22 protein-coding genes are annotated in these 24,170 nt (G+C 46.6%); 13 read left to right on the top strand and 9 right to left on the bottom strand.

Annotated features, from left to right (window positions below; translation table 11 throughout):
* Positions 1-77: 77 nt before the first annotated feature.
* Positions 78-1,472, bottom strand: a complete 1,395-nt coding sequence (gene hslU, locus AC1XTG_RS16625; RefSeq protein ID WP_056281054.1) for an ATP-dependent protease ATPase subunit HslU — start codon at positions 1,470-1,472, stop codon at positions 78-80.
* A gap of 249 nt (positions 1,473-1,721) precedes the next feature.
* Here hslU and AC1XTG_RS16620 point away from each other — a divergent pair, with 249 nt between their 5' ends.
* The 8 genes from AC1XTG_RS16620 to AC1XTG_RS16585 all read left to right on the top strand — a co-directional run bounded on the left by AC1XTG_RS16620 (position 1,722) and on the right by AC1XTG_RS16585 (position 11,845).
* Entirely contained in the window at positions 1,722-4,004 is a 2,283-nt protein-coding gene (locus AC1XTG_RS16620; RefSeq protein WP_484842703.1) for a GH92 family glycosyl hydrolase, read from the top strand.
* A 260-nt stretch (positions 4,005-4,264) separates the two neighbouring features.
* Positions 4,265-5,278, top strand: coding sequence for an aldo/keto reductase (locus AC1XTG_RS16615; protein WP_484842702.1), 1,014 nt, complete (start codon positions 4,265-4,267; stop codon positions 5,276-5,278).
* A 96-nt stretch (positions 5,279-5,374) separates the two neighbouring features.
* A complete protein-coding gene (locus AC1XTG_RS16610; RefSeq protein ID WP_056281047.1) occupies positions 5,375-6,550 on the top strand; it encodes a PQQ-dependent sugar dehydrogenase in 1,176 nt (391 codons plus the stop codon).
* Between the two features lie 7 nt (positions 6,551-6,557).
* On the top strand, positions 6,558-6,968 hold the full coding sequence (locus AC1XTG_RS16605) for a c-type cytochrome (protein ID WP_056281045.1): 411 nt from the start codon (positions 6,558-6,560) through the stop codon (positions 6,966-6,968).
* A gap of 191 nt (positions 6,969-7,159) precedes the next feature.
* Positions 7,160-9,559, top strand: coding sequence for a TonB-dependent siderophore receptor (locus AC1XTG_RS16600; RefSeq protein ID WP_484842701.1), 2,400 nt, complete (start codon positions 7,160-7,162; stop codon positions 9,557-9,559).
* Between the two features lie 87 nt (positions 9,560-9,646).
* Positions 9,647-9,958, top strand: a complete 312-nt coding sequence (locus AC1XTG_RS16595) for a hypothetical protein (RefSeq protein WP_056281040.1) — start codon at positions 9,647-9,649, stop codon at positions 9,956-9,958.
* The gene (locus AC1XTG_RS16590) at positions 9,948-10,229 is read left to right on the top strand and encodes a hypothetical protein (protein ID WP_056281039.1); all 282 of its coding nucleotides are present in this window, start codon (positions 9,948-9,950) and stop codon (positions 10,227-10,229) included. The genes AC1XTG_RS16595 and AC1XTG_RS16590 overlap by 11 nt, the downstream gene beginning before the upstream one ends.
* A 2-nt stretch (positions 10,230-10,231) precedes the next feature.
* On the top strand, positions 10,232-11,845 hold the full coding sequence (locus AC1XTG_RS16585; protein WP_484842700.1) for a PepSY-associated TM helix domain-containing protein: 1,614 nt from the start codon (positions 10,232-10,234) through the stop codon (positions 11,843-11,845).
* Between the two features lie 3 nt (positions 11,846-11,848).
* On the opposite strand, the gene AC1XTG_RS16580 is transcribed toward AC1XTG_RS16585, so the two are convergent.
* Positions 11,849-13,309: a gluconokinase gene (locus AC1XTG_RS16580; RefSeq protein ID WP_484842699.1), complete on the bottom strand. Its 1,461-nt coding sequence runs from the start codon at positions 13,307-13,309 to the stop codon at positions 11,849-11,851.
* Positions 13,310-13,484: 175 nt separating this feature from the next.
* Here AC1XTG_RS16580 and AC1XTG_RS16575 point away from each other — a divergent pair, with 175 nt between their 5' ends.
* Complete coding sequence (locus AC1XTG_RS16575) at positions 13,485-13,673, top strand: hypothetical protein (RefSeq protein WP_056281032.1); 189 nt, start codon at positions 13,485-13,487, stop codon at positions 13,671-13,673.
* 26 nt (positions 13,674-13,699) lie between these two features.
* On the opposite strand, the gene AC1XTG_RS16570 is transcribed toward AC1XTG_RS16575, so the two are convergent.
* Positions 13,700-14,929 (bottom strand): metallophosphoesterase family protein, encoded by a 1,230-nt coding sequence (locus AC1XTG_RS16570; protein WP_056281029.1) that lies wholly within the window; start codon positions 14,927-14,929, stop codon positions 13,700-13,702.
* Positions 14,930-15,151: 222 nt separating this feature from the next.
* On the opposite strand from AC1XTG_RS16570, the gene AC1XTG_RS16565 reads away from it, so the two are divergent.
* A complete protein-coding gene (locus AC1XTG_RS16565; protein ID WP_056281027.1) occupies positions 15,152-15,667 on the top strand; it encodes a DinB family protein in 516 nt (171 codons plus the stop codon).
* A gap of 52 nt (positions 15,668-15,719) precedes the next feature.
* Here AC1XTG_RS16565 and AC1XTG_RS16560 read toward each other — a convergent pair whose 3' ends face one another.
* Entirely contained in the window at positions 15,720-16,736 is a 1,017-nt protein-coding gene (locus AC1XTG_RS16560) for a glycosyltransferase family 2 protein (RefSeq protein ID WP_484842698.1), read from the bottom strand.
* 171 nt (positions 16,737-16,907) lie between these two features.
* Here AC1XTG_RS16560 and pgeF point away from each other — a divergent pair, with 171 nt between their 5' ends.
* Positions 16,908-17,690 (top strand): peptidoglycan editing factor PgeF, encoded by a 783-nt coding sequence (pgeF, locus tag AC1XTG_RS16555; protein WP_484842697.1) that lies wholly within the window; start codon positions 16,908-16,910, stop codon positions 17,688-17,690.
* Between the two features lie 35 nt (positions 17,691-17,725).
* Here the strand turns inward: pgeF and AC1XTG_RS16550 are convergent, their stop codons facing one another.
* The 3 genes from AC1XTG_RS16550 to AC1XTG_RS16540 all read right to left on the bottom strand — a co-directional run bounded on the left by AC1XTG_RS16550 (position 17,726) and on the right by AC1XTG_RS16540 (position 19,488).
* The gene (locus tag AC1XTG_RS16550; RefSeq protein WP_484842696.1) at positions 17,726-18,157 is read right to left on the bottom strand and encodes a histone H1/H5 family protein, HCT subfamily; all 432 of its coding nucleotides are present in this window, start codon (positions 18,155-18,157) and stop codon (positions 17,726-17,728) included.
* 89 nt (positions 18,158-18,246) lie between these two features.
* The gene (locus AC1XTG_RS16545; protein WP_484842876.1) at positions 18,247-18,777 is read right to left on the bottom strand and encodes an RNA methyltransferase; all 531 of its coding nucleotides are present in this window, start codon (positions 18,775-18,777) and stop codon (positions 18,247-18,249) included.
* Positions 18,778-18,867: 90 nt separating this feature from the next.
* On the bottom strand, positions 18,868-19,488 hold the full coding sequence (locus tag AC1XTG_RS16540; RefSeq protein ID WP_056281021.1) for a response regulator transcription factor: 621 nt from the start codon (positions 19,486-19,488) through the stop codon (positions 18,868-18,870).
* A gap of 802 nt (positions 19,489-20,290) precedes the next feature.
* Here AC1XTG_RS16540 and AC1XTG_RS16535 point away from each other — a divergent pair.
* A complete protein-coding gene (locus AC1XTG_RS16535) occupies positions 20,291-20,710 on the top strand; it encodes a GNAT family N-acetyltransferase (RefSeq protein ID WP_484842695.1) in 420 nt (139 codons plus the stop codon).
* On the opposite strand, the gene AC1XTG_RS16530 is transcribed toward AC1XTG_RS16535, so the two are convergent.
* Positions 20,711-21,355, bottom strand: coding sequence for an FkbM family methyltransferase (locus AC1XTG_RS16530; protein ID WP_484842694.1), 645 nt, complete (start codon positions 21,353-21,355; stop codon positions 20,711-20,713).
* A 33-nt stretch (positions 21,356-21,388) separates the two neighbouring features.
* A complete protein-coding gene (wecB, locus tag AC1XTG_RS16525; RefSeq protein WP_484842693.1) occupies positions 21,389-22,489 on the bottom strand; it encodes a non-hydrolyzing UDP-N-acetylglucosamine 2-epimerase in 1,101 nt (366 codons plus the stop codon).
* Positions 22,490-22,541: 52 nt separating this feature from the next.
* On the opposite strand from wecB, the gene AC1XTG_RS16520 reads away from it, so the two are divergent.
* Positions 22,542-24,065, top strand: a complete 1,524-nt coding sequence (locus AC1XTG_RS16520; protein ID WP_484842692.1) for a lipopolysaccharide biosynthesis protein — start codon at positions 22,542-22,544, stop codon at positions 24,063-24,065.
* Positions 24,066-24,170 lie beyond the last annotated feature (105 nt).

Below are 24,170 nucleotides of genomic sequence, written 5' to 3'. Positions count from 1 at the left end.
CGGAGTCGAAGGCACGGTGCAAGATGTCTTCGACTCCACTCAGACTGACAAAGTCGCCCCTTCCTCCATTCTCCTTCTCAAAGAATATACTGACTCAGATCGCGGTTTTTTACTAAATGCGATAGCTTTTCTTTCACCATTTCTGCGGTAACAGTGATTTGAGAGTCTGCGCCGATCACGTCAGGGATATCGAACATAAAATCATTCAAAAGCAGGCTCATTACTGTTTGCAGGCGTCTTGCTCCGATGTTTTCAACTTCGCTGTTCACCTCAAAAGCAATCTTCGCCATTTCACGCAGCGCGCCATCTTCAAAAATCAGCTCTACTCCTTCCGATTCCATCATCGCCTCATACTGCTTTGTCAATGCATTCTTGGGCGTTTTCAGGATCTGGTAGAAATCTGATTCTGTCAAACTGTTCAGCTCTACGCGTATCGGAAACCGGCCTTGCAGCTCGGGGATCAGATCCGAAGGTTTCGAAACGTGAAATGCACCGGCTGCTACAAACAGAATATGGTCTGTATTGATAACACCATGTTTTGTATTCACCGCACTGCCTTCCACGATGGGGAGCAAATCGCGTTGTACACCTTCGCGGCTTACATCCGGCCCACCGCCGCCATTTGATCTGCTTGAAGCGACTTTGTCAATTTCATCTATAAAGATAATACCCAGATTCTCGGCTTTTTTGATCGCTTCCAGCTTCACCTCGTCCATATCAATCAGCTTGGACGCTTCTTCATCGAGCAGCAGCTTACGGGCTTCCTCTACGGTTACCTTCCGCTTTTTACCCCTGCGCGGCATCATATTACCGATCATTTCCTGGATATTCATCATCGACACGTCATCGACAGTACCTCCGATCATACCTACATTCGGCATTTGATTTTGCTGTACCTCAATTTCGATTTTCCGGCTGTCCAGCTCACCGTTCCTGATCTTTTCTCTGAAACGTTCACGTGTACGCTGGTTCAGTTCGCCATCGTCTTCCGGCATATCGTCTGCGCCGCCTTCAGGGCGTACGCGGGGTATGCCGGAGCCGTGCACCGGCGGAATAAGCGCATCAAGAATAATGTCTTCAACAGCCTGTTCGGCTTTGATCTTCACTTCCTCTTTCTTCTGCATCCGTACCATTCCAACAGCCTGCTCCACCAGGTCGCGCACCATACTTTCCACGTCGCGGCCCACGTAACCTACTTCGGTAAACTTGGAAGCTTCTACCTTCACAAAGGGCGCATCTGCTATTTTCGCGAGCCGGCGTGCTATCTCTGTCTTTCCTACCCCGGTGGCCCCGATCATTAATATGTTATTCGGAATAATTTCCTTTTGAATATCTGCAGGGCTGTTCATTCTTCTCCACCTGTTCCGCAATGCGATCGCAACGTTCCGCTTTGCGTCATTTTGTCCGATTATGTACTGGTCAAGCTCAAAAACGATTTGGCTGGGAGTCAGGCGATTTAAGTGTTCAGTCATTTTAATGTGTATCGATTGTTATAATAATGTCAGTATAAAAGCTGGTTTAAAGGAATAAAGCAGCATAAAAATGGCAAAAGTCGACTAGCGCCAAACCTGATGCATTTGCCTGGATGCAAAAAGAACTATGCCGGTACAAAATGTCATACTGCGGTCATTTGCAATTCTTGATTGATTCTGTTCTTCTTAGACGCCCTTCCATTACATTTGTCACGGTTTCGCATCAAAGAATTCTTTTATATCAGCTCAATGAAAAAAAACTGCTATTACCTTTTACTTTTTCTGTTAAATGCCTCCGTGCTCTTCGGACAATCGGCTGAAAAGCCAAAGCCTGTTGACTATGTAAACCCGCTGATGGGTACCCAATCTAAATTCAGCTTGTCGGCCGGTAACACTTACCCTGCTATTGCACTTCCCTGGGGGATGAACTTCTGGATGCCGCAGACCGGCAAAATGGGTGACGGATGGAGCTATATGTACGATGCCGAGAAAATCAGGGGATTCAAGCAAACGCACCAGCCAAGTCCCTGGATCAATGATTACGGCCAATTTTCGATCCTGCCGATCACCGGAAAATTGAAGATCGACGAGGAGAGCCGCGCAAGCTGGTTTTCTCACAAAGCCGAGACAGCCAAGCCGCATTACTATAAAGTGTACCTGGCCGATTACGACGTCACCACTGAAATTGCTCCGACCGAAAGAGCTGCGCAGTTCCGTTTTACATTCCCGGAATCGGATAGTTCATATGTGTTGCTTGATGCATTTGACAGAGGATCTTATGTAAAAATCATCCCTGGCGAACGTAAAATCATTGGTTATACCACCAAAAACAGCGGCGGTGTTCCTGCCAATTTCAAAAACTATTTTGTTCTGGTTTTTGACAAAGCATTTACATTTTCTTCTGCCTTCCGCGGCAAGCAACTGGCGAAGGATACTTTGGAGCTGAAAGCAAATCACGTAGGCGCAGTAATCGGATTTAAAACCAAAAGAGGTGAAAAAGTAGTCCTCAAAGTAGCTTCGTCTTTCATTAGTCCCGAACAGGCTGAGCTCAACCTGCAACGCGAGCTCGCAAATGACAGCTTCGACGTTACAAAAGCCAAAGGCGAGAAAATCTGGAATGATGAACTTTCCAGGATTCAGGTGGAGGGTGACAATATAGACGAGATCCGGACTTTTTACTCCTGCCTCTATCGGGTGCTCTTGTTCCCGAGGAAGTTTTACGAGCTGGATAAAGCCAACAAAGTAGTGCATTACAGTCCTTACAATGGCGAGGTAAGGCCGGGTTATATGTTTACAGACAATGGTTTCTGGGATACATTCCGGGCGGTTTTCCCATTCTTTACGCTGATGTACCCAACCCTGAACGGACAGATCATGGAAGGTTTGGCCAATGCATACGACGAAAGCGGCTTCCTGCCTGAATGGGCCAGCCCTGGTCACCGCGATTGTATGATAGGATCCAACTCGGCTTCGCTCATTGCCGATTCTTACGTGAAAGGGATCCGTGGGTACGATATCAATAAGCTGTATGAAGCGATCCTGAAAAACACTGAAAATGCAGGACCGGTAAGTTCAGTGGGCCGGTTTGGACATGAATATTACAACGAGCTGGGCTATGTGCCCTACGATGTAAAAGTGAATGAAAATGCGGCACGTACATTGGAGTATGCGTACGCTGACTTCTGTATTTCGCAGCTGGCAAAAGAATTGAAAAAACCTCAGAAAGAGGTAGATCTGTACCTGAAAAGAAGCCAGAACTACCGTAACCTGTTTGATCCCGAAACCAAATGGATGCGCGGTAAAAACAAGGACGGTCAGTTTCAGAAACCTTTCAATCCGTTCAAGTGGGGCGATGCATTTACCGAAGGAAACAGCATTCACTATACCTGGTCTGTGTTCCAGGATGTGAAGGGGCTGATCGGACTAATGGGCGGACGTGAGGCTTTTGTGCAGAAACTCGATACCGTTTTCACATTACCTCCTATTTTCGACGACAGCTACTACGGATTCCCGATCCACGAGATCCGTGAGATGCAGATCATGAATATGGGTAACTATGCGCACGGCAACCAGCCGATCCAGCACATGATTTACCTGTACAACTATGCCGGCGCGCCGGATAAGGCTCAGTACTGGTCGAGGCAGGTAATGCGCAGGTTGTACCAGCCTTCGCCCGACGGATACTGCGGAGACGAGGATAATGGGCAAACTTCTGCCTGGTACGTTTTTTCTTCACTTGGTTTCTATCCGGTAACACCTGGCACAACACAATACGTAATCGGCTCGCCGCTTTTCAAAAAAGCTACGCTGACAATGGAGAATGGAAAGAAGTTTACGATACAGGCACCTGAAAACAGCGGGTCCAATATCTATATCCAGGCAGCTAACCTCAATGGAAAAAGCTATGGGAACACCTATCTGGAACACGCTGACATTCAAAAAGGAGGCACAGTGCAGTTTAACATGGGCAGCAAACCATCCAAAACATGGGGAACCAAGCCGGAAGCAGCACCGTTTTCGTTGACGAAATGACTTCGGCTATCAGCCGTCGGCTTTCGGCGGTTAGCTGTTAGCTGTTAGCTGTTAGCTGTTAGCTGTTAGCTGTTAGCTGTTAGCTGTTATCAAAATTGGATACGCTTAAAGAAGTTCAAACTAATGCTGAAAGCTATGATTTTCTAAATTAAAAAAAGCTGAAAGCCGATTTCCGACAGCCGACAGCCAAAATATTTTCATCCTAACTAAACGCTGAAAAGCCGACGGCTGACTGCCGAAAGCCGATAGCCCCAAAAACCATGCAATACCGCAAAGTTGGAAACTCTGATCATCCTGAAAAACCGGATCTTGAATTGTCTGTGATCACATTTGGCGCCTGGGCAGCAGGTGGATGGATGTGGGGCGGTTCTGAACGGAACGATGCCGTGAAGGCTATCCGCGAATCGTTTGACGTAGGTGTTACCTCTATTGATACAGCGCCCGTTTACGGACAAGGTCTCAGCGAAGAGATTGTTGGAGAGGCAATTGAGGACATTCCCCGTGACAAAGTCCAGATACTTACCAAATACGGTATGCGCTGGGATGTTGCGCAAGGCGATTTTGCCATGCACAGCAAAAACAATGAGGGAAAAGATATTGACATTTATAAGTATGCTGCAAAAGACAGTATTATTAAAGAATGTGAAGACAGCCTGACCCGCCTCGGCACAGACTACATTGATCTTTACCAAATTCACTGGCACGACAAAACCACACCCATTGAACAAACAATGGAGGCGGTAAGCCAGCTGATCCAGCAGGGAAAAGTGCGTTATGCAGGTGTGTGTAACTATGATGTGGAGCTCATGCGCGAAGCATCGAAGTACATTAACCTCGTTTCTGATCAGGTTCCTTACAGTATGGTCAAAAGAGAGATCGAGAAGGAGCTTGTACCCTATTGCATTGAACATGAAAAAGCGATTCTGGCTTACAGCCCGATGGAACGTGGCTTATTGACCGGCAAAATGAAGCCCGGCCACCAATTTGCTGAAAATGACCACCGCGCTTCCCTGCACTTTTTTAAAGACGAAAACCTGAAACGCGTAGATTCATTCCTGGCGAAGATCAAACCGATCGCCGATGATAAGAACGTGTCGCTTGGTCAGCTTGTTCTGAAATGGACCATTCAGCAGCCTGGCATTACCATCGCACTGGCTGGCGCACGCGATGCAAAGCAGGCACTTCAAAATGCCGCTGCGGCTGACATTGTACTGAGTACTGACGAAATCAATACCATTACAGCACACTTAAATGAGCTGGAACTAGTTAAATAAGAGCAAGCGCGCTGCATTCACAGCGCGCTTCTTTTTCACTACATTTATTATCCAACAGTTAACCCCAAAAACCAAGCTTTTTATTCACCATAACCTATGAACGGAAAAACTTCTATTCTAAAAAAGTACCTCCCTGTCGCACTGGGAGGTTTGTTAATGACGGCCTCTGTGGGCCTGATGAGCTACAACAATGCAACTGACAGCCCGAAGAAAAGTATTGCTGAGTCTGACCTGAAAGTGGACACTGTTGCAACCGGGCTTACTATGCCGTGGGCTTCTGCTTTACTGCCAAACGGTGACCTTCTGGTAACAGAGCGCGGCGGTAAATTGCGGCTCGTTTCGAAAGGACAGCTGGATGCCACACCTATATCAGGTATCCCGGAAGTTTGGTACAAAGGCCAGGGCGGCTTGCTTGACATTGCTTTGCACCCGGACTATAAAACAAACGGCTGGATTTACATCAGCTATTCTTCTCCTAAAAAAGATGGAGAAGAAGGTGACGATGGCGGAGCAAATACCGCATTAATGCGCGCGAAACTGAAAGGGAAAGAACTGACAGACATTCAGCAGCTGTTCAAGGCGATTCCGAATGTAAAGGGTAATGTACACTTCGGTGGTCGCATTGTTTTTGATAAAAAAGGCTACGTATTCCTTTCTTTGGGCGAAAGAGGCCAGAAGGAAAACTCTCAGAATCTGGGTAAGGACCAGGGAAAAGTAGTTCGTCTGTTTGAAGATGGTAAAATTCCTACTGATAACCCGTTTGTAAAAACAGCAGGCGCAAGACCTGAGATCTGGACCTACGGACATCGTAACCCGCAAGGAATGGTGATCCACCCTACTACCGGCGTAATCTGGGAGCACGAGCATGGACCACAAGGTGGTGACGAGCTGAATATCGTTGAAAAAGGCAAAAATTACGGCTGGCCGCTCATTACTTACGGTATCGATTACGACAACAGCATTATCTCAAAAGATACTGCAAAAGCAGGAATGGAGCAGCCGGTTATCTTCTGGAGACCGTCTATCGCACCTTGCGGAATGACTTTCGTGACCAGCGATAAGTTCAAGGATTGGAAAGGTGACCTGATCGTGGGCTCATTGAAATTCATGCAATTGCACCACCTGACCATCAAAGGCAACAAGGTGACCAAACGTGAAGTGATTTTTGACAAAATTGGCCGGGTACGCGACGTGCGCCAGGGTTGGGATGGCAATATCTATGTCGTTCTTGAAAACTCCGGTAAAGTGGTGCGTATCAGTCCGAAAAGCTAGTTAATACATGAAAATTATCCTGACATTACTTTCGGCAGTGATCTTTTGCTCAGCCGTTTTCCCGCAGCAGGATGACGAGCTTGCCAAAAGCATTGAGCGTGGTAAAATGGTTTATTCCGAGAATTGCATTACCTGCCACATGGGAACCGGTGAGGGTGTTACAGGCACTTTCCCTCCCCTGGCCAAGTCGGATTACTTCATGAAAACACCTGAAAACGGGATCAAAGCCGTCAAGTTTGGGTTAATGGGGAAAATCAAGGTGAATGGAGTGGAATACGACAATATGATGCCCAACCCCGGGCTCGGCAACGACGAGATTGCCGACGTGATGAACTACATCATGAACTCCTGGGGCAATTCTTCTGACAAAAAGATGGTTACCGAGAAAATGGTAGAAGAGGTAGAAGAGAAAAAGTAGCTCTTCCTTCGAATGGGACAAAGCCGCACAGTCGACCTGACTGTGCGGCTTTTTTATTTGGAAAAAAAACAGGATATCACCTTCCGCAGCCGCACTTTATTATTTTAAATAAATCTAAATAAAAACTTGTGTTGAAAAATTCCGCGTTTCATCTTTGCGACTCATTAACTCAAAAGTCCAATTACACTTAGATGAAAAAGGTATACATTCTTATCTTATTTCTATTGTCGACGGCCGTAGCGTTTGCGCAAAATGGCAGAGTCTCAGGGCAGATACTGAGCTCCGACGGTCAGCCTGCCGAGTCTGTTTCGGTCGGCATCAAAGGATCTTCAAAAGGCGCGGTTTCGGACGTTCAAGGAAAATTCACAATTGAGCGCGTTAAACCAGGCTCGCATATTCTGCTGATCAGTTTTGTGGGATCGGCTACTCAGGAAAAACCGGTTGATGTTGTCGCCGGAGAAACCACGGAAGTATCATTTACCCTGGCCGAAAGTGCAAACGAGTTGCAGGAGGTGATTGTAAAGGGGGGTAATACCTACAAAAACGATAATTTATCGTCCAGCCTTAAACTGCTCACACCCATTCTCGAAACGCCGCAGAACGTTCAGGTAGTCACTTCCAAAGTGCTGGAAGACCAGCAGATTATCAGTATGAGTGATGGTTTGATCCGCAACGTAAGTGGTGCGGCGCGCCTCGAACACTGGGGTGATATGTATACCAATATCGTTATGCGTGGCTCGCAGATACAGGCTTTTCGCAACGGATTCAATGTAGTGAACTCGTTTTGGGGGCCATTGACCGAGGATATGAGTTTTGTAGACCACATTGAATTTGTAAAAGGACCAGCGGGGTTCATGCTGGCAAACGGCGACCCGAGTGGTTTGTATAACGTAGTAACCAAGAAGCCTACCGGCGAAACGAAAGGAGAAGCTTCATTTACAATCGGCAGCTACGATCTGTACCGCGCGACGCTTGATCTTGACGGGAAGCTGAGCAAGGATGGGAAATTCCTTTACCGCCTCAATCTCGCTGGTCAGAACAAAGGTTCTTTCCGGCCAAACGAATACAATAACCGTTACAGCATCGCACCTGTTATTACTTACCAGATTGACGAGAAAACGAAGCTGACCGCAGAGTACGCATTGCAATACGCCAAAATGACGGACGTAGGCTCTTTCTACGTATTCTCTCCCGAAGGATATGCAACCCTGCCAAGGGAATATACCTCAACGCCCACCGGACTCAATCCGACCAAAATCACAGACCACAGCATTTTTGTCAATCTGCAGCACGAGTTCAATGCAGACTGGAAAATCACCGGTCAGCTGGCTTACCTGAATTACAAAATGGCCGGCAGCAGCCAGTGGCCGAAGCTGGTCAATGAGGACGCGACCATTCAGCGTGGTGTAGGATTGTGGGACGCCAAGAGCGAAATGACGCTCGGACAGGTTTTTATAAATGGTAAAGTGAATACAGGAGGCGTGGTACACCGCCTGCTGGGAGGTATTGATGTAGGTACGAAGGAATATTTTGCAGATTGGTCACAGTCGCTCGCACTTGATAAACTGAACGGGCTTTTCGATCAGAAAAATCCTTTCTACGGAGTTCCCAACAATGGTTATCCTGTTTTTGACCGCTCATTGAACCTGGAAGCGCGGGCTGTTGCGGCCGGTGGTTTAATGGACCAAAAGTATACGGGCTTGTACCTGCAGGATGAGCTCGGGTTTATAGACAATAAGATCAGGCTGACGATTGCCGGGCGCTACACCAATCTGAGCCAGGCACAATGGGGCGCTGCGCCGGATAAAGCCAAGCATTTCACACCCCGCCTCGGGTTAAGTATTTCAATCAGTAAAAACACGTCGGTATATGCACTTTACGACCAGGCATTTTTGCCGCAGTCGGGCCGTTTGAGCGGTGGCGGGAAGGTACAGCCGATTACCGGCAATAATACCGAGTTCGGTTTGAAGAGAGACTGGGCCAATGGGCGCTGGAACACGACGCTTGCATTCTACCGCATTCTTAAAAGCAATGAGCTGACGGGCGACCCTACCAAGCCCGCCAACTCAGGTTTCAGCGTGGAACTTGGTCAGAAAAGAGCGCAGGGAATCGAATTTGACCTTCGCGGAACGATCCTGCCGGGCTTGAACCTGACTGCCAATTACGCTTATACCAATTCCGAGGTGACCAAAGTGACAAACGGCGTGGAAGTGGCCAAAGTGGGAGATCCGGTTCCAGGCTTTGCAAAACATACTGCCAATGGATGGTTGGGTTATAAAGTTCAGAATGGAGCGCTGAAAGGTGCAGGAATTTCCGGCGGCTTCACCTACCTGGTCGACCGTGCTACCTCCACGTGGAGCAATACAGACGCTACTTACAACCTTCCTGATTACTTCAAACTGGATGGTGGCCTATTCTGGGAAAAAGATAAGATCCGCCTTACACTGAATGTATTCAACATCCTTGACAAATACCTGTACACGGGTGGTACTTACAATTTTTCAACCTCCGAAGGAGACCCGATTACCTCGTATTACTGGCAGGCTGAGCCACCGAGAAACTATCGTCTGAGCGTGTCCTATAAGTTTTAAGTGAATTTCATGAAGTTGCAAAAACGGTTCGGGCTTATAGCCTGAACTGTTTTTATAAAGAATCCTCACCTGATTTGAAACACTGTTATGGTTGCATTTTACCTGATCCTGCTGGGCGTGTACTTCCATTATTCCAGATCGAAGTATTGTCCCTCCTACCTCATCAAAATTCCGGTAAAGAGCGCCAGGATAGCAGGTAATGTGCTGCTCCTGGCCGGAACTGTGCGCTTTGTTTACCACGAAGAATGGGCGAGCGGATTATTGCTTTCACTAGTGGCCTGCGGACTTGCGATGACATTGATCCCGTTTACAGCGGTTTTAGGAAAGCGTTATTTTATCATATTAACGGTACTCGTCCACATCCTGCTAGTCGCCGACATTTTCACTTATGCCAGCTAAAAAGGAATACCTGACCACCCGCGGACAGCGCGCATTGAAAATCACGGCCGGACTGCTCGGCGGCTATTTTCTTTCTCTCGCCATCCATTTGTTTGCTGCCGCATTGCTTCCATTCAAATCCGAAGTGATGATGACCGCAACCTTCTCCCTTTTCATTCTCTGGGTTGCGTTTATGGTACTGGCTTTTGCTGCCAGGAGCGGCCTAAAAGTGTGGGGATACTACCTGCTTGCGATTTCTGTTTTGTCCGCATTCACCTATTTTCTCCGATAGTTATGAAGCTACAAGGTCTTTCAAACCGGCTGTACAACATATTTTTCCACACGCACACCGTGTCGGGCATTGTACTGAGCTTTGGGTTGTATGTGATATTCTTTGCAGGGGCATTTTCCCTTTTCAAGAGTGAATTTTATCAATGGGAAAATCCGGTCGCGAGGCAGAAGCTAACTGAACCTATCGATTACAATCAGGTACTTTCTGCATTGAAAAAAAACAATCCGCGGTTTGACTTCACCGAAGATATCACCGTGCGCATTCCGTCGGAGAAAGAACCGCACATGATGATCTACGGACATTTAACTGTACCAAAAGGTAAACCGGAAGAGCATTACAGCACCGCATACTCGCCGCAGACTAAAACATTCAGCGAAGAAGGAACATCAACAACAGGTGAAACGCTTTACCGCTTGCACTTTTTTGATCAGGTGCCTTTTTACATCGGCCGATATATCTCTGGCTTCGTTGCGCTGTTTTTCCTGTTCGCCACGATCACCGGGGTACTGGTGCACTGGCGTAATATCTTCTCCAAGTTTTACGGGTTTTCGGTCAAAGGAACCTGGAAACAGATCTGGACCAATGCACATACGGTATTCGGGATGATCGGGTTACCCTTTCAGCTGATGTACGCAGTGACCGGGGCCTTTTACATGCTTTCCATCCTGATTTTACTACCAGTGGTGATGGTGTTTTATGGCGGCGACCAGAAGAAGGTATTTGAAATGATCAGACCAAGCGAAGGTATCGCTATCAATGCGAATGCTCCGACCCGTACATTCACACCAGGTATTTCAGCAATCCTGGAAGATATTCAGCAAAAGCATCCTGACCTGCATTTCAGATTTTTACAACTTAAAAACTACGACAGGGAAGACGCGCTCCTTACCCTCGCCATGTCCAATGACCGGTCCTTCACAAGCGACGGTTACATTTCCGTAAGGTTAAAAACGGGACAAACAGAACTTGATCTTTTGCCCGGAAAGAAAAACTATACACAGTCGGTACTGTTTGGCATTGCCAAACTGCATTTCGCCACATTCGGTGGATTTTTATTGAAAAGCATCTACTTCCTGCTGGCACTTTTTACCTGTTTTGTAATTATCAGCGGCATATTGTTGTGGAAGGAAGCACGTAACAAGAAGAATTATACCACAGAACAAAAGCGCTTTCATCACCGGGTTACCATGGTCTACCTGGCTATTTGCTTCTCCCTTTTTCCGGCGGTTGCAATCTTATTTAACAGTGAGTTGCTGATGCCTGCATTGAAAAATCATGTATTCCTGGTTAATACAACCTTTTTCGTATCGTGGCTGGTACTGGCGGTAGTCAGCCTGCTTTTCAGGACAGAAGCCCGGCTTACCTGGTTCAATTTACTGGCGGGAGGCGCATTCTCGGTTCTTATACCATTTGTAAATGGCATTACAACTAAAGACTGGTTTTGGAAAATGCTGGGCGAAGGCAATCTGTATGTAGCTTTTACAGACCTATTCTGGCTTGCTACAGGAATTACGTCACTTGCACTCGCCGGAATGATGCATAACAGTCCAGCAAAAATTCCGGCGCAGGCCGGAGAGCAAGGGGGATTTGTAAAAAAGAAGGCTCTTCAATTGTAGCGATCAAACCGCGTGAGACAGCATGAGCTGCGCGCCTTTGTTGAATTGCGTGTTCAGATCTTCATAAACATCGTGCGCCGTTTTACCGGGATCAAATTCCTGACCGACAGTTGTAAAAGATTGCATATCTGAGAATTGCTCGTAAATGCCCAGCGCTTTCAGCCCGATCATCGCCGCGCCTACTGCTCCGGTTTCCACAGTTTCATTCAGCTTTACTTTGATCCCGAAAACATCAGAAAGCATTTGAACCCAAACCGCACTCCTGGCAAATCCACCATTGGCGTAAATGGTTTTAATAGTCTGCATATCAGGCAGGATTTTAGCAATGCCATAAAGATTTAGCATAATCCCTTCCATAACAGCACGCGCAAAATGGGCGCGTGTATGCGATATATCAAGGCCCGAAAACCCGCCTCTCACCGTAGAGCTCCACAGCGGCGCCCGCTCTCCCAGTAAGTAAGGATAAAATAGCAGCCCGTCAGCCCCGGCCGATACTTCGGAAGCTTCTTTGATCACTGCATCAAACTCTTCATTTGGGAAAAATGTATTAACCAGCCACTCAAAAATGACCGCGCCATTGTTGGAAGGCCCACCTACGATGTAGGTTTTCTCATCCAGCAAATAGCAGAAAGTCTGCATTAACGGATCTGAATAAGGTTTATCGGAGCAAATCCGAACCGCCGCGCTGGTACCGATCGTAACTGCCATTGAGCCGGGACTGATCGCCCCGCTGCCGAGGTTTGCCAGACAGCCGTCGCTCGCGCCCATGATGAGCTTGGTGCCCGCCGGCAATCCCGCAGAATTTTTGCCTGGGATTTCTTCAATGTGGTAAGGCGAGACTGCTTTTGAAAGCTTCTCCGTCTTCAATCCCAACTTTTTCAAGGTATAAGCATCCCACTGCAATTCGCGGATATTGAACATACCCGTGGCCGATGCAATGGAATAATCGATCAGAAACGCGCCGGTGAGGCGATAGATCACGTATTCCTTGATACTTACAAATCGTTTTGCCTTGCGGTATATTTCCGGCTCATTCTTTTTGAACCACAACAACTTACACACCGGCGCCATCGCGTGAATGGGGGTACCGTTGTTGTTATAAATCTTCTTTCCGATTTGCGAAGCGCGCAATTTGACGGCAATATCGGAACTCCGGTTGTCGGCCCAGATAACCAGCGCGGTCAGGTGTTTTCCATTTGCATCCAATGCCAGAACACCGTGCATGGCAGCACTGAACGAGATTCCAAGAAGCTCATTGCTTTTGCCAACCTCCTGCGTAACTTTTTTCAATGTATTGCAAACAGCCTGAAAAATCTCCTCAGGATCTTCTTCACTCCAGTCCGGCTTGGGATGGTTCATTTCATAACCTTCACTGTGAACAGCCAGGATATTACCCGTAACTGAATCAAAAGCAACGGACTTGGCGTTTGTTGTGCCGATATCACAACCGATCATGTAGGGCATTGCACGTCATTTTAGCAGCAGCAGGATCAGTTTTTGAATCGGATTAGCCGCAAATTTTACTCAAGCAAAACTATGGAATAACAACTGTTATCAAAAAAACAGTCCCAAAAACCAGAAACTTGGGCAGTAATTATTATTTTCGCGAAGGAATCGATCTCAATAATAGCTTTATAAAATGTCTGAAACACCACATACCGAAACCACCGGATTATCCAGCTTTGCATACGTTGCTGCATTTGTAATCCTGTTTGTTATCCTCGCAGTATTTGCAGATTTGTTCGTTTTCATCGTCGGAACAATCGGGCTTGTGGTCACTTTTGCCGCATTCTACCGTGACAACAGCCACGACGCCGGGCACCACTGACATACTGCCGGCTGATAACAGCAACATTACCGAATGGCCAGCTCCGGAAGTGCCTGAATCACTTCCCACGAGAGCTGGCCATTCTCTTTATCCACTGTCCAGCACTCTTCGTACACACAGGTATCTTCCAGATCACGATACTCTATATTCAGGTTTTCGCCTTTCAACTGCATTCTCGCAAAACCATTGTAGCCGAGTGAATGCCTTTTGATCACAGTTCTTACGCGGCGATCGTACAGACTGATTTTACCGATATCCTTCGGATCGGGCATTTTGATCTCTACCGGCAAGCCACCGTGCCCAATGCACCGGCCGTAGGCGACAGGTCCGTTCCCATTTTTTACTTTTTCATAAATAACCAATCTGTGATCGTGGCCCCACAGCCAGATCACCGGCCTTTCCGCTTCACCAAGTAACTCCCTGATCTGTTCACCAGGCTTTACATACTCCTCCCGGAATGCAGATAAATAAGGATGGTGACTCAGAAAAACCAATCCGCGCTTGTCATTTACATCACCCAGCCTGACTACGTCACGCAGCCACGCGAGCTGTTCTTTTCGCAGGTGACAATCAGGCGGCGAAATGATTTCCAGCAGCGGCCGCCCTACCGAAGTATAGCCGGTATCAATCCCTATAATCCGCCAATGCGCATTTTCAAGACAAAAGAAACCTGCCTGCTGTGTTTTCTTCACTTCTCCGTCCAACGCATACATGGCCGGCAGCAGGTGTTGAAAGTAGGCGTTTCCATTGGAGTACATCTCGTGATTTCCCGACAATGCGAGACTCCCGGACGCACCATAGTACCAGGAAGCGTGCGGTGCCGTAAAGTTCTCTTCAATTTCTTTGGGCGTTCCTACGAAGTAGATATCCCCCATGTGAATGGTATAATCAGGCGCGTACCGCGAAACTAGGTTGGCTACTTTGTCAGACTCAGCAGTATCACTCGCCCAGTCGGACATCAATGCAATGCTGATCCCCTCGCGGGACGGAATGGAGGATTGCAGGGGATATATGCCGGTGTCGCCATTCTTGGGATATGCCTGGTACGGGTGGCGCGGTCCAAACCGGCTTTTAAGGTAATGCCAGGCGAAATCGATCAGGTTTGTTTTGAAAAACTCGGAGATCACATTGGTTGCCGAAGCTGTGTCTTTGACCCGCTTTTCATAAAGTTCAAGCTGGACCTTTGCGTGGTTTTCGGCCTCGCTGTGACCAAGGTCCAGGTATTTTTGTGCACGCTCTTGGGGAGTTTCAGGCATAATCTGTAAATACAATTGGCAAATTGCAGTATCTCAAAAATCCGTTCCGGTGGATACCAGCCTTTATCCCGCAATAAAATGATTAATCGGTGAAAATGCACCTGAGGAACGGCATTGGGACACCGAAACCTGCCGAAAGTTAATTAGTCTCCGCTCTTGTTGACAATCGTACCACTTAAAGCTACCTTTCGGGCGTTTTTTTAACCACCAAAACAAAATCGAATGAAACAAATCACTATCATCTGTTTAATGCTGCTGACAACCTGCTCAGTATTCGCGCAAAGTACCATCACAAAGCAGGTTAAGGATTGGGAAAGAGCCAAAGCCTACACGAAAGCATATCTGGACGCCATGCCGGAAGACGGTTATGCATTCAAACCTACGCCTGAGATCCGCTCCTTCGCCGGACAAATGGACCACCTGGCCGACGCCAACATTGGATTTATAGCATCAGCAACCGGCAAAAAAGGACCACTTGAAGGATCTGCAGAGAAAATGGCTGACCAATCAAAAGCGTCTGTCACCAAAGCTGTAATGGCGAGCTACGATTTTGTAATTACATCTTTACAAGGTGTAGCCGAAGCTGACTGGAACAAAAGCGTGAAGGTTTTTGGCAGGGATATCACATTGGGAGAGGCTTTCGAGAAAGCATTTGAACACCAAACCCACCATCGCGGACAAACCACACCTTACATTCGGATGAAAGGTGCAACTCCGCCGCAGGAGATGTTATTTTAAAAACAAAGAGGGTCGGCATGCCGACCCTCTTGTTTTGTACCATCTATTTGCATTAAGCTTTTGCCTTGCTTTTCAGATTATAAAGGCTGAGTGCTATGAAACTGTAAACTTTCATGGCAAATCCCGGTACGACGAAGTCACGTATCACCTCCTTTTTCTTTTCAGGGGCCGGCTCGGCCAGGGAAAGATATTTCAGCGCATATTTCAACCGCGGCCAGTATGTATTGCCGTATTCTTTTGAAAACAGCAGCTTGTAATAATATACGCTCAGGTTTTTCTTGATACGATCATCATACTTGTAGTTCAGCTCCTTGTTGATGTTCTCGTACAGCTGAATGCGGTTGAAAAGGAAATCGGCACCGTAATGGTTGTCGGCAAAACTGGCCCCTCCCCTGTTTTTCCTGTAAACCGACATTACTTCATCGATATAGCCGATCGGTCCGCGTGTTGCGAACATGATATTACGCGGGATATCTCCGCTGGTTGACAGGTTAGTCCATTCCGGATCAGGGTTTTTCGCAAAATCCTCTCTCCTGAACATCAGGCTGGAAGTCGCTATGAAACAAAGTTCATCCTCCCCGATCAGATCGTCTACTGTTATCTCAGGTTTTTTCAGGGTATTCACCAGGTAAGGCGGCGCTGCATTGTCGTCGAAAATGACGCGGGCATTATGGTAACAAGCGGAGTAATGCGGATTTGCATCCAGCATGTCCACCTGCTTTTGAAGCTTGAACGGCGAAATCAGATAATCGTCGCCGTCAAACTGGGCGATATACTCCCCTTTTGCGGCAGCGAAGGTGGACAGTGCATTGTATTTACCATTGAGGCCCATATTCTTCGGGTGCAGCAACAGCCTGATTTGATCGGGGTAACGTTGTTGGTATTCCTTCAAAATAGCCGCTGTGTTATCCTTCGAATTATCATCACCCACCACAATTTCGAAGGGAAATGTAGTTTGCTGCATCAGAATAGAATCCAGCATTTGGGCTACAAACTTCTCGTGGTTATAGGTAACAACGCAGACGCTTACTTTTATCATAGTCACTTCATCATCAATTTGGGCATTCACCGGGGGCAAATTTAGCGCATTTATTTATCAATCGCCGAACCTGCCGATTTAGCGGCGGTAACGCATACTCACGTCCCGTCGGCTGTTCAAGCAACCTTTTATACTCAAAATAAATTCAGAACAGCGAACCTGCTCACCGGAATGCTCTATTTTTGAACAAACACAAGCAGTATGATCGAATCCACACAATCTGAAACCAAGCCTTTATTCCGCACACCTGCAATTTTCAGTCAGTTCACGAATGTGGTAGCGGCTGAAAGTACCAGGCACGGAGGTGTGAGCCCCGCGCCATTCCATTCACTTAACCTGGGCGGAACGCAGGATAGTTATGAAAATGTACTTGAAAACAACAAGCTCTTTTTTGAGGCTTTGCATATTCCTTTTGTTACAGTAGCAAAATCGCACCAGGTACATGGGACAGAGATTTTAAACGTGACAGAACCCGGTAGATTTGAAGGTTACGACGCATTGATCACGCAAATAAAAGGGATCCAGCTTGCGGTAACGGTAGCTGATTGTACGCCGATCCTGATACTCGATCCCAGAGGCAATGCGGCTGCGGCGATTCACGCGGGCTGGCGGGGAACAGTAGGGAAAATTGTTGCTAAAACGGTTTTGAAAATGCAGGAGTTATACGGTAGCAAACCTGAAAATTGCCTTGCTTACATCGGTACTTGTATCGACGAGTGCTCATTTGAAGTGGGCGAAGATGTCGCGCAGCATTTTGACGATACCTGCAAAAGGTGGGACGATGAGAAAAGTAAATTCTTTGTTGATCTCAAAAAAAGCAATCAGGCCCAGCTACTGGAAGTAGGTCTGCCCGCTGAAAACATCGAAATATCGCCTTATTCAACGGTTTTGAACAACGATGATTATTTTTCGTACCGGAACGAAAATGGGGTAACCGGCAGAATGCTGGCTACGATCGGGTTTACAACCGGAGAGCTTAAATAAAAAAGAGCCGGCTTTCAGGCCGGCTCATGCAATTTCTAGACTTGATCAGCAGAAGTAGTTTCCGTTTGTACAGGAGCTGGCTGTGTTGAAGCCGGTTTCTGAGCAGCGGTCCTTGCCGCTGATTTGGCAGGTGCCACTTTGGTTGAAACAGGCTTAACAGCTTTTACAGGTGCAGCAACCGGTGCTTTCGAAGAAGCTGCCGCTACGAGTGCCGCAATTTTCTCCGTTTTCTCCTTTTTGCCTTCTTTTTTATCTGTTTTCTGCTTTATTTTCTTCTCTGCATTCTTCGCTTCTTTTGCCTTTTTCTTCTGAGTTTCCTTTTCAAATTTCGCAACCTTCTTCGCTAGTTTAGCGGCTGCCTTTTCGATGGACTTCTTTATTTTCTTCGATCCTGCCGAAACTGCTTCGATTTTACCTGTAAGCGTTTCCGCAAGTTCAGTTGACAACTTTTTTGTAGCCGATTTCATAAATCTAATTTTCTGTGTAGACAAAGAACAATGCTGAACCTGCAATTAGCATTTATTCGGCGACAATGACCAAATATTTGGTGTTATATTTATGTTAAATTTTTTCTTACAAATTCCCAAATTACGATCCCCGCAGAGACCGATACATTGAAAGAGTGTTTGGTACCAAACTGCGGGATTTCAATGCAGCCGTCGCTTTCCGCAATCACCTCCTGGTTTACGCCTTCTACCTCATTACCAAATACAAAGGCGCAGGGTTTTCCATTTAATGGTTCGAAATTTTGCAGATAGGTACTGCCTTCTGCCTGCTCGGCACACCACACCTGATACCCGCTTGCTTTCAGTTGTCTTACAGTCTCAACTGCACTGGCGCATTTCTCCCATTCTACAGAGAGCTCGGCCCCCAGCGCGCTTCTGGTGATTTCACGGTGCGGCGGCTCCTGTGTGTAGCCACAGAGGAATATCTTTTGGGCACGGAATGCATCCGCAGTCCTGAAAAAGGAGCCTACGTTGTTTAAACTTCTGATGTTATCAAGTACAATCACAAAAGGAAATTTCTCAGCCTCCCTGAACTCCTCGACCGTCAGGCGGTTCATTTCCTCAACTTCCAGCTTTCGCATATTTTTCATTTATTCTGAATGCGCAATATCGCACATAAATAAAAAAGCTCCTGAATCAGATCCAGGAGCCGCATTGAATTTTTTGAGTTCTTACTTGATTTTCGTGATCAGCTCAACGATGTTTTTAACACCCAGCTTTTCAAAAATCCTTGCTTTATAGGTACTTACCGTTGAAAGTTGCAGGTTGAGCTTTTCAGCAATTTTAGCTGTTCCCAAGCCTTCTTTCAAGAGGTTCATCACATCCGTCTCGCGGGGTGACAAACTTACGATCGGGTCCGGAAGATACTCTTTCGGATTAATGAGGCGGTTGATATTCATCTGCTGCATATCCTCGCTCATGTATTTTTTATTGTTCAAAACGCTCATTACAGCTGTTTTAAACTCTTCTTCCGGCGCATCTTTGGACAGATAACCGTCTGCACCTGCTTGAAGGTACATCAGGCCGTATAGCTGTTCATCGTAGCTGGAAAACATCAGGATCCTCGTTCCCGGGGATTTCTGACGAATGGTTTCAACCATTTTAGTTGTATTGCCGCCTGGGATATTGATATCCAGGATCAGAAGGTCGTATGCTTTTACTTCGATTTCCTGAAGTATCTTATCAAAATCGTCAACGTCCGAAATAGTAGAGTCCGGAATCAATGATTTGAGGAGGTGCTTCGTACCGATTCTCACTACTGCATGATCTTCGGCGATAAGTATGTGTTTCATGGATGGGCTCGGGCCAATTATATGTATGAAATCTGATTAAATTAAAGCTAAGCGTCGCTTATGTACACCTAACAACTAAATTCAAAGACCTGATTACCAACCTATGCAATTACCGTACACTCGAACCGGACTGTTTGAATAATTAACAAAAATAGTAATCTGCATTGTATTAAACATAAAAAATATCAAATTAGTATACCATTTATTTCCAAATAACGCTTACACACGCTTGTTCATTCGGGATTTACAAAAGGCACCTATTTTTTCTTGTGACAATGGTCGAATAACTATGATGGTGTTTGACGAATACCCCCTTTGCAGTCACGAGACCTCACTTTCTGATTTTCTGTTCTTCAAGGGTTCTCACATTCAATTGACAAACGCCCCTGTTCAGACCTTTTTACTGGCTAGAAATTATTCTCATCAGATCATAGCCGAATTTCACTGTAATGTAGACGTTGCCGGCTGCTGGGTTTCACTGCTGAAAGCTCCGTTTGGAGGACTTACCTTTCAGGAAAACTGCACAAACAGCGAGCTGATTTTCATGCTGCATTCGATCAGGGACTGGCTTGCACGAAGTTCGTGTAAAACTCTAATTATCAAAACCCCTCCCTCCTGTTATTATCGCAAAATTCACGAGAAAACGCATTGGAATTATATAAATACTGGTTTCAATCCATTTCGTACCCTTATAAACCAATATATTCTTGTAACCGAAACACAATTCACAACCGTAATCAGCAGTACTGCGGCGCGTAGATTACGAAAAACTCTAAACGCAGGTTTCACAGCCACACTAAACATGAACACTCCTTTTGAACAGATATACTCGTTTATCTGTAAGTGTCATACGCAAAAAGGATACCCGCTCCCGGTTTCGCAGGAGGAGCTTGCTAAACTGACGCAAACTTTCCCCAACCACTTCCTGACATTCACTGCCTCCCACAAAAGTGTGATCGTAGCTGTCATCATCGCCGTACGTGTAGCACCACACGTACTCTATCTTTTCCTGTCCGACTACGACAATGCATATGCTGCATTCAGTCCCATTATTCTTCTCACGCAGTGCTTATACGAACACTGCCAGCAGGAAGATTGCCAAATCCTCGACCTCGGGACTTCCCTTGATCATCTTGGCAATGAAAAAGAATCTTTAAGCCGGTTTAAGCGCAATCTTGGAGCGAGGGAATGCGTGAAAATCACTTATCGCTGCGAGATTTAATCAGATACCCAGACAATTTCCGTCCCGGTAAAACACGCTCGTGCAAGTTTCGATACCTACGATAGGCGTCATACCTATGAAATCAAGCCGGCGAAACCCTTTCTGTGCGAGATGTTCTTTTGCGCGCTGGTACCATTCCCTTTCTGAATTATCCAGAATGATCACACCGTCCGGAGCAAGAAAGTCGGAGGCGAAAATGGCGCATTTAACCCTGTTGCGACCGTCAACAACAATGATATTATATAATTCACCCGTAGATTTTACTGCCTGAATGTAAGTATCGCCCAGCGGTTTTTCCAGCAAGGTTGTGTTTACAGGGAGCCGGGGACCAATTTGTCTGATCCATGCATTTTCATGTTCCACAGCTGTGATGTGCTTTACCAAACCTGCATACCAGATTGTAGAGTTACCGGATCCGTATTCAAAAACACGAAACTCTGGTTTCAGCCTGGGTTTTAGAAAAAGTATAAATGGATAAGTGTACCAGGGAAGCGGCTTTCCGTTCGCGTCGACGGACTGTTTTGAATGAAAGCTTTTGAACCAGCCGTATTGCTTTAAGGCCCCGTCAAGGTGAAGCTGAACAACTCCGCCGAGACCTACCTTATTCAATAAACCCCACGCGCTATTTTTTATTTGTTTTAACATTGATCGATCTGCTAGGCATTGTTTGCCACAAACCTACGAATTAATGTACTTTTCTCTTAAAACTGCCCCAATGCGCTCTGCTGCTTTTCCGTCCCAACCAAAAGGATATGGAATCTCTTTCATCGGCTCCGACAGCATCCGATCCATCACAGCTACGACTTTCTTCGCAGTATAATCAGCGACAAGGTGATTTGTGCCTTCCATTACCGTGACCGGTCGCTCGGTTTCGTTGCGGAGCGTAATGCAGGGAATGCGCAAAAATGTAGTTTCCTCCTGTACCCCACCCGAATCTGTGATAACCAGTCTCGCATTCTTGATCAGGTTTGTAAACTCAAAATATCCCGTCGGAAGAAGTAAACTACAATTTTTGATTTCAGTGAATGCCGATAACAGATTGAGCTGGTTGATATTATTAAATGTTCGAGGGTGCGCCGGGAAGATTACGTGATACCTGCTGCACAATACCCGGATCAGGTCCAGCAACTTTTCGAGCTCCGGCTTAGTGTCAACATTTTGCGGCCTGTGCATGGTGAGCAATAGATAAGGCTTTGTGATACCCTGCAATTCCAGCAGCTTGACACGAACTATTTCATGCATGCAATGCACCAAAGAATCGATCATCACATTTCCCACAAAATGAATGCGCTCTGAGGGAATATTTTCTTTGCGCAAATTCTCAACAGCAGCTGCTTCCGTTGCAAACAGATCCTCTGAAATCGCATCGATCATCATGCGGTTCAGCTCTTCCGGCATTTGACGATTCCCGCAGCGCAACCCTGCTTCGACATGCGCCACGGGCACATGCAGTTTGGCAGCGACAAGTGCGCAGGCAAGCGACGAATTTACATCACCTACCACAACAACCAGGTCTGGCCTTTGCTTCTTCACAGTTTTCTCGAAAGCCAGCATGATCTTCGCTGTCTGCTCGGTTTGGGTCCCTGCCCCTACATTCAGGAAATAATCAGGCTTCGGTAAACCCAGCTGGCGAAAGAATATACCCGACATTGAAAAATCGCTGTGCTGCCCGGTATGTACCAGTTGCGTCGTAAATTCAGGGTATGCATTGAAAGCGCGGTACAGAGGTGCTATTTTGATAAAATTGGGCCGCGCACCTGCGACAATCAGTATTTTCATAGGCTATCTGCTGCATTTTATCTTATTTCGTCCTGCCAATCAAGTTCATCAAATGGGGATTATTGTTCGTCAGGGATTTAAAAGTTCTATTGTTTCTTATGTCGGAGTAATCATAGGGACTTTCAATATACTGATCCTCTACAACCAGTTTATGACGCAGGAGCAGCTTGGCCTTTATGCCTCTACCCTGCTCACCTTCCCCGTGATTTATATGTCTTTCGCGCTGCTTGGTGTGCCTTCTGTGGCGGTGCGTTTTCACAGCCGGTTTCAGGATGAAGTGGCCCGGCGGCAGCTTTTTACATTCATTATTGTCACTCCGCTGGTGGGTTTGGCAGCATTTGTATCGCTATACTTGCTCTTCAAACCTCTCTATTTAAAGTTTTACCTCGACCATTCTCCTCTGCTGGTTAAGTACTATTACGTTTTTATTCCCCTAACGGTCGGGATGGTTTATTTACTGGCGCTGGAATCCTACTCACGCATTAACCTGCGCATTGCTGTACCTTCTCTGATCCGCGAAGTGGGCCTGAGGCTGGCGAATAGTTTGCTGGTTATCTTATTTGGTTTCAAAATCATCACTTTTGATACAATGGTGTGGCTCACTGTCCTGAGCTACGCACTCGCAATCACTGCGATGCTCGTCTATCTGTATTTTCAGAACAGACTTTACACTTCGCTGGATTTCGGGTTTATCAAGCATCCTGCATTCCGCGAGATGTATCGCTATGGGCTCTGGGTATTACTTGGAGGAGCCAGTGCCGCATTGCTCCCGCACATCGAAAAAGTGCTTTTGCCCGCCTTCGAAGGTGGACTTGGGAACACTGCCATATTTGATATTGCCTCCCGAATCGCGCTCGTGATCTCCATTCCCCGGAACAGTATCGTGATGATCAGTGCGCCTATTATTTCAGAAGCTTACGCCAAAAATGATATCGGCCACATCGACAGTATTTACAAAAAATCCTCGCTGAATCTTTTCATTATCGGCACCTTCCTTTTCCTCGGGATTTGGTGCAACATCGATTCTATCTTCGGACTGATCCCCAAATCTGACATTTATGCGCAGGGAAAGTGGGTGGTACTGATGGTGGGCGTATCCCGCATTGCGGATATGGCGACGGGCCTGAACTCGGAGATACTTACCAATTCGAAATTTTACCGGTATGATATCGTCTTCATGCTTTTCTTCACGATTTTACTGCTTTTCAGTAACCAGATATTGATCCCGATGTTTGGCTACAACGGAGCTGCTGCGGCCGCGCTGTTTTCCACGATTACATACAACTTTATCAAGCTCTTTTTTATCAAGCATAAAATGGGTATCCAACCCTTTACAGCCGGCACTGCAAAAGTGGCTGTACTGGCGGCGCTTGCTTACCTGGCAGTTTACTTTATCCCCCATCCGACTGACCAGAAAAACCTCTGTGCGGTGATCATCGACGTACTGCTGAGATCCGTTATCGTGACGGTTATTTTCGGGGGAGGAATTCTGGCCTGGAAGGTTTCCGAGGATATTTCGACCGGCATCGGAACAGGTTGGAGTTTTGTAAAAACAGGGGTTTTGAAGAGAAAATAACCTTGTTGCAGACGCCCGCGCACCTGGCATGTGCTTTTCCTTTCTGGCATTTGTGTTTTTAACTTTGCTATCTTTGGCTATCAGCCGCCTGAGCTTTCGGGCACA

The sequence above is a fragment of the Dyadobacter sp. HNCC25DJ183 genome (assembly GCF_056895175.1).
This window is presented reverse-complemented; position numbering and strand designations above follow the sequence as displayed.

What these genes read in the sequence shown, in the direction of transcription:
- AC1XTG_RS16615 (WP_484842702.1), top strand. Translation starts at nt 4,265, where the DNA reads ATGCAATACCGCAAAGTTGGAAACTCTGATCATCCTGAAAAACCGGAT.
- AC1XTG_RS16545 (WP_484842876.1), bottom strand. Translation starts at nt 18,777, where the DNA reads ATGCGAAAGCTGGAAGTTGAGGAAATGAACCGCCTGACGGTCGAGGAG.
- AC1XTG_RS16580 (WP_484842699.1), bottom strand. Translation starts at nt 13,309, where the DNA reads ATGCCCTACATGATCGGTTGTGATATCGGCACAACAAACGCCAAGTCC.
- AC1XTG_RS16565 (WP_056281027.1), top strand. Translation starts at nt 15,152, where the DNA reads ATGAAACAAATCACTATCATCTGTTTAATGCTGCTGACAACCTGCTCA.
- AC1XTG_RS16530 (WP_484842694.1), bottom strand. Translation starts at nt 21,355, where the DNA reads ATGTTAAAACAAATAAAAAATAGCGCGTGGGGTTTATTGAATAAGGTA.
- wecB (WP_484842693.1), bottom strand. Translation starts at nt 22,489, where the DNA reads ATGAAAATACTGATTGTCGCAGGTGCGCGGCCCAATTTTATCAAAATA.
- AC1XTG_RS16540 (WP_056281021.1), bottom strand. Translation starts at nt 19,488, where the DNA reads ATGAAACACATACTTATCGCCGAAGATCATGCAGTAGTGAGAATCGGT.
- AC1XTG_RS16585 (WP_484842700.1), top strand. Translation starts at nt 10,232, where the DNA reads ATGAAGCTACAAGGTCTTTCAAACCGGCTGTACAACATATTTTTCCAC.
- AC1XTG_RS16620 (WP_484842703.1), top strand. Translation starts at nt 1,722, where the DNA reads ATGAAAAAAAACTGCTATTACCTTTTACTTTTTCTGTTAAATGCCTCC.
- AC1XTG_RS16610 (WP_056281047.1), top strand. Translation starts at nt 5,375, where the DNA reads ATGAACGGAAAAACTTCTATTCTAAAAAAGTACCTCCCTGTCGCACTG.
- AC1XTG_RS16600 (WP_484842701.1), top strand. Translation starts at nt 7,160, where the DNA reads ATGAAAAAGGTATACATTCTTATCTTATTTCTATTGTCGACGGCCGTA.
- AC1XTG_RS16605 (WP_056281045.1), top strand. Translation starts at nt 6,558, where the DNA reads ATGAAAATTATCCTGACATTACTTTCGGCAGTGATCTTTTGCTCAGCC.
- pgeF (WP_484842697.1), top strand. Translation starts at nt 16,908, where the DNA reads ATGATCGAATCCACACAATCTGAAACCAAGCCTTTATTCCGCACACCT.
- AC1XTG_RS16575 (WP_056281032.1), top strand. Translation starts at nt 13,485, where the DNA reads ATGTCTGAAACACCACATACCGAAACCACCGGATTATCCAGCTTTGCA.
- AC1XTG_RS16595 (WP_056281040.1), top strand. Translation starts at nt 9,647, where the DNA reads ATGGTTGCATTTTACCTGATCCTGCTGGGCGTGTACTTCCATTATTCC.
- hslU (WP_056281054.1), bottom strand. Translation starts at nt 1,472, where the DNA reads ATGACTGAACACTTAAATCGCCTGACTCCCAGCCAAATCGTTTTTGAG.
- AC1XTG_RS16520 (WP_484842692.1), top strand. Translation starts at nt 22,542, where the DNA reads ATGGGGATTATTGTTCGTCAGGGATTTAAAAGTTCTATTGTTTCTTAT.
- AC1XTG_RS16570 (WP_056281029.1), bottom strand. Translation starts at nt 14,929, where the DNA reads ATGCCTGAAACTCCCCAAGAGCGTGCACAAAAATACCTGGACCTTGGT.
- AC1XTG_RS16535 (WP_484842695.1), top strand. Translation starts at nt 20,291, where the DNA reads ATGAACACTCCTTTTGAACAGATATACTCGTTTATCTGTAAGTGTCAT.
- AC1XTG_RS16590 (WP_056281039.1), top strand. Translation starts at nt 9,948, where the DNA reads ATGCCAGCTAAAAAGGAATACCTGACCACCCGCGGACAGCGCGCATTG.
- AC1XTG_RS16550 (WP_484842696.1), bottom strand. Translation starts at nt 18,157, where the DNA reads ATGAAATCGGCTACAAAAAAGTTGTCAACTGAACTTGCGGAAACGCTT.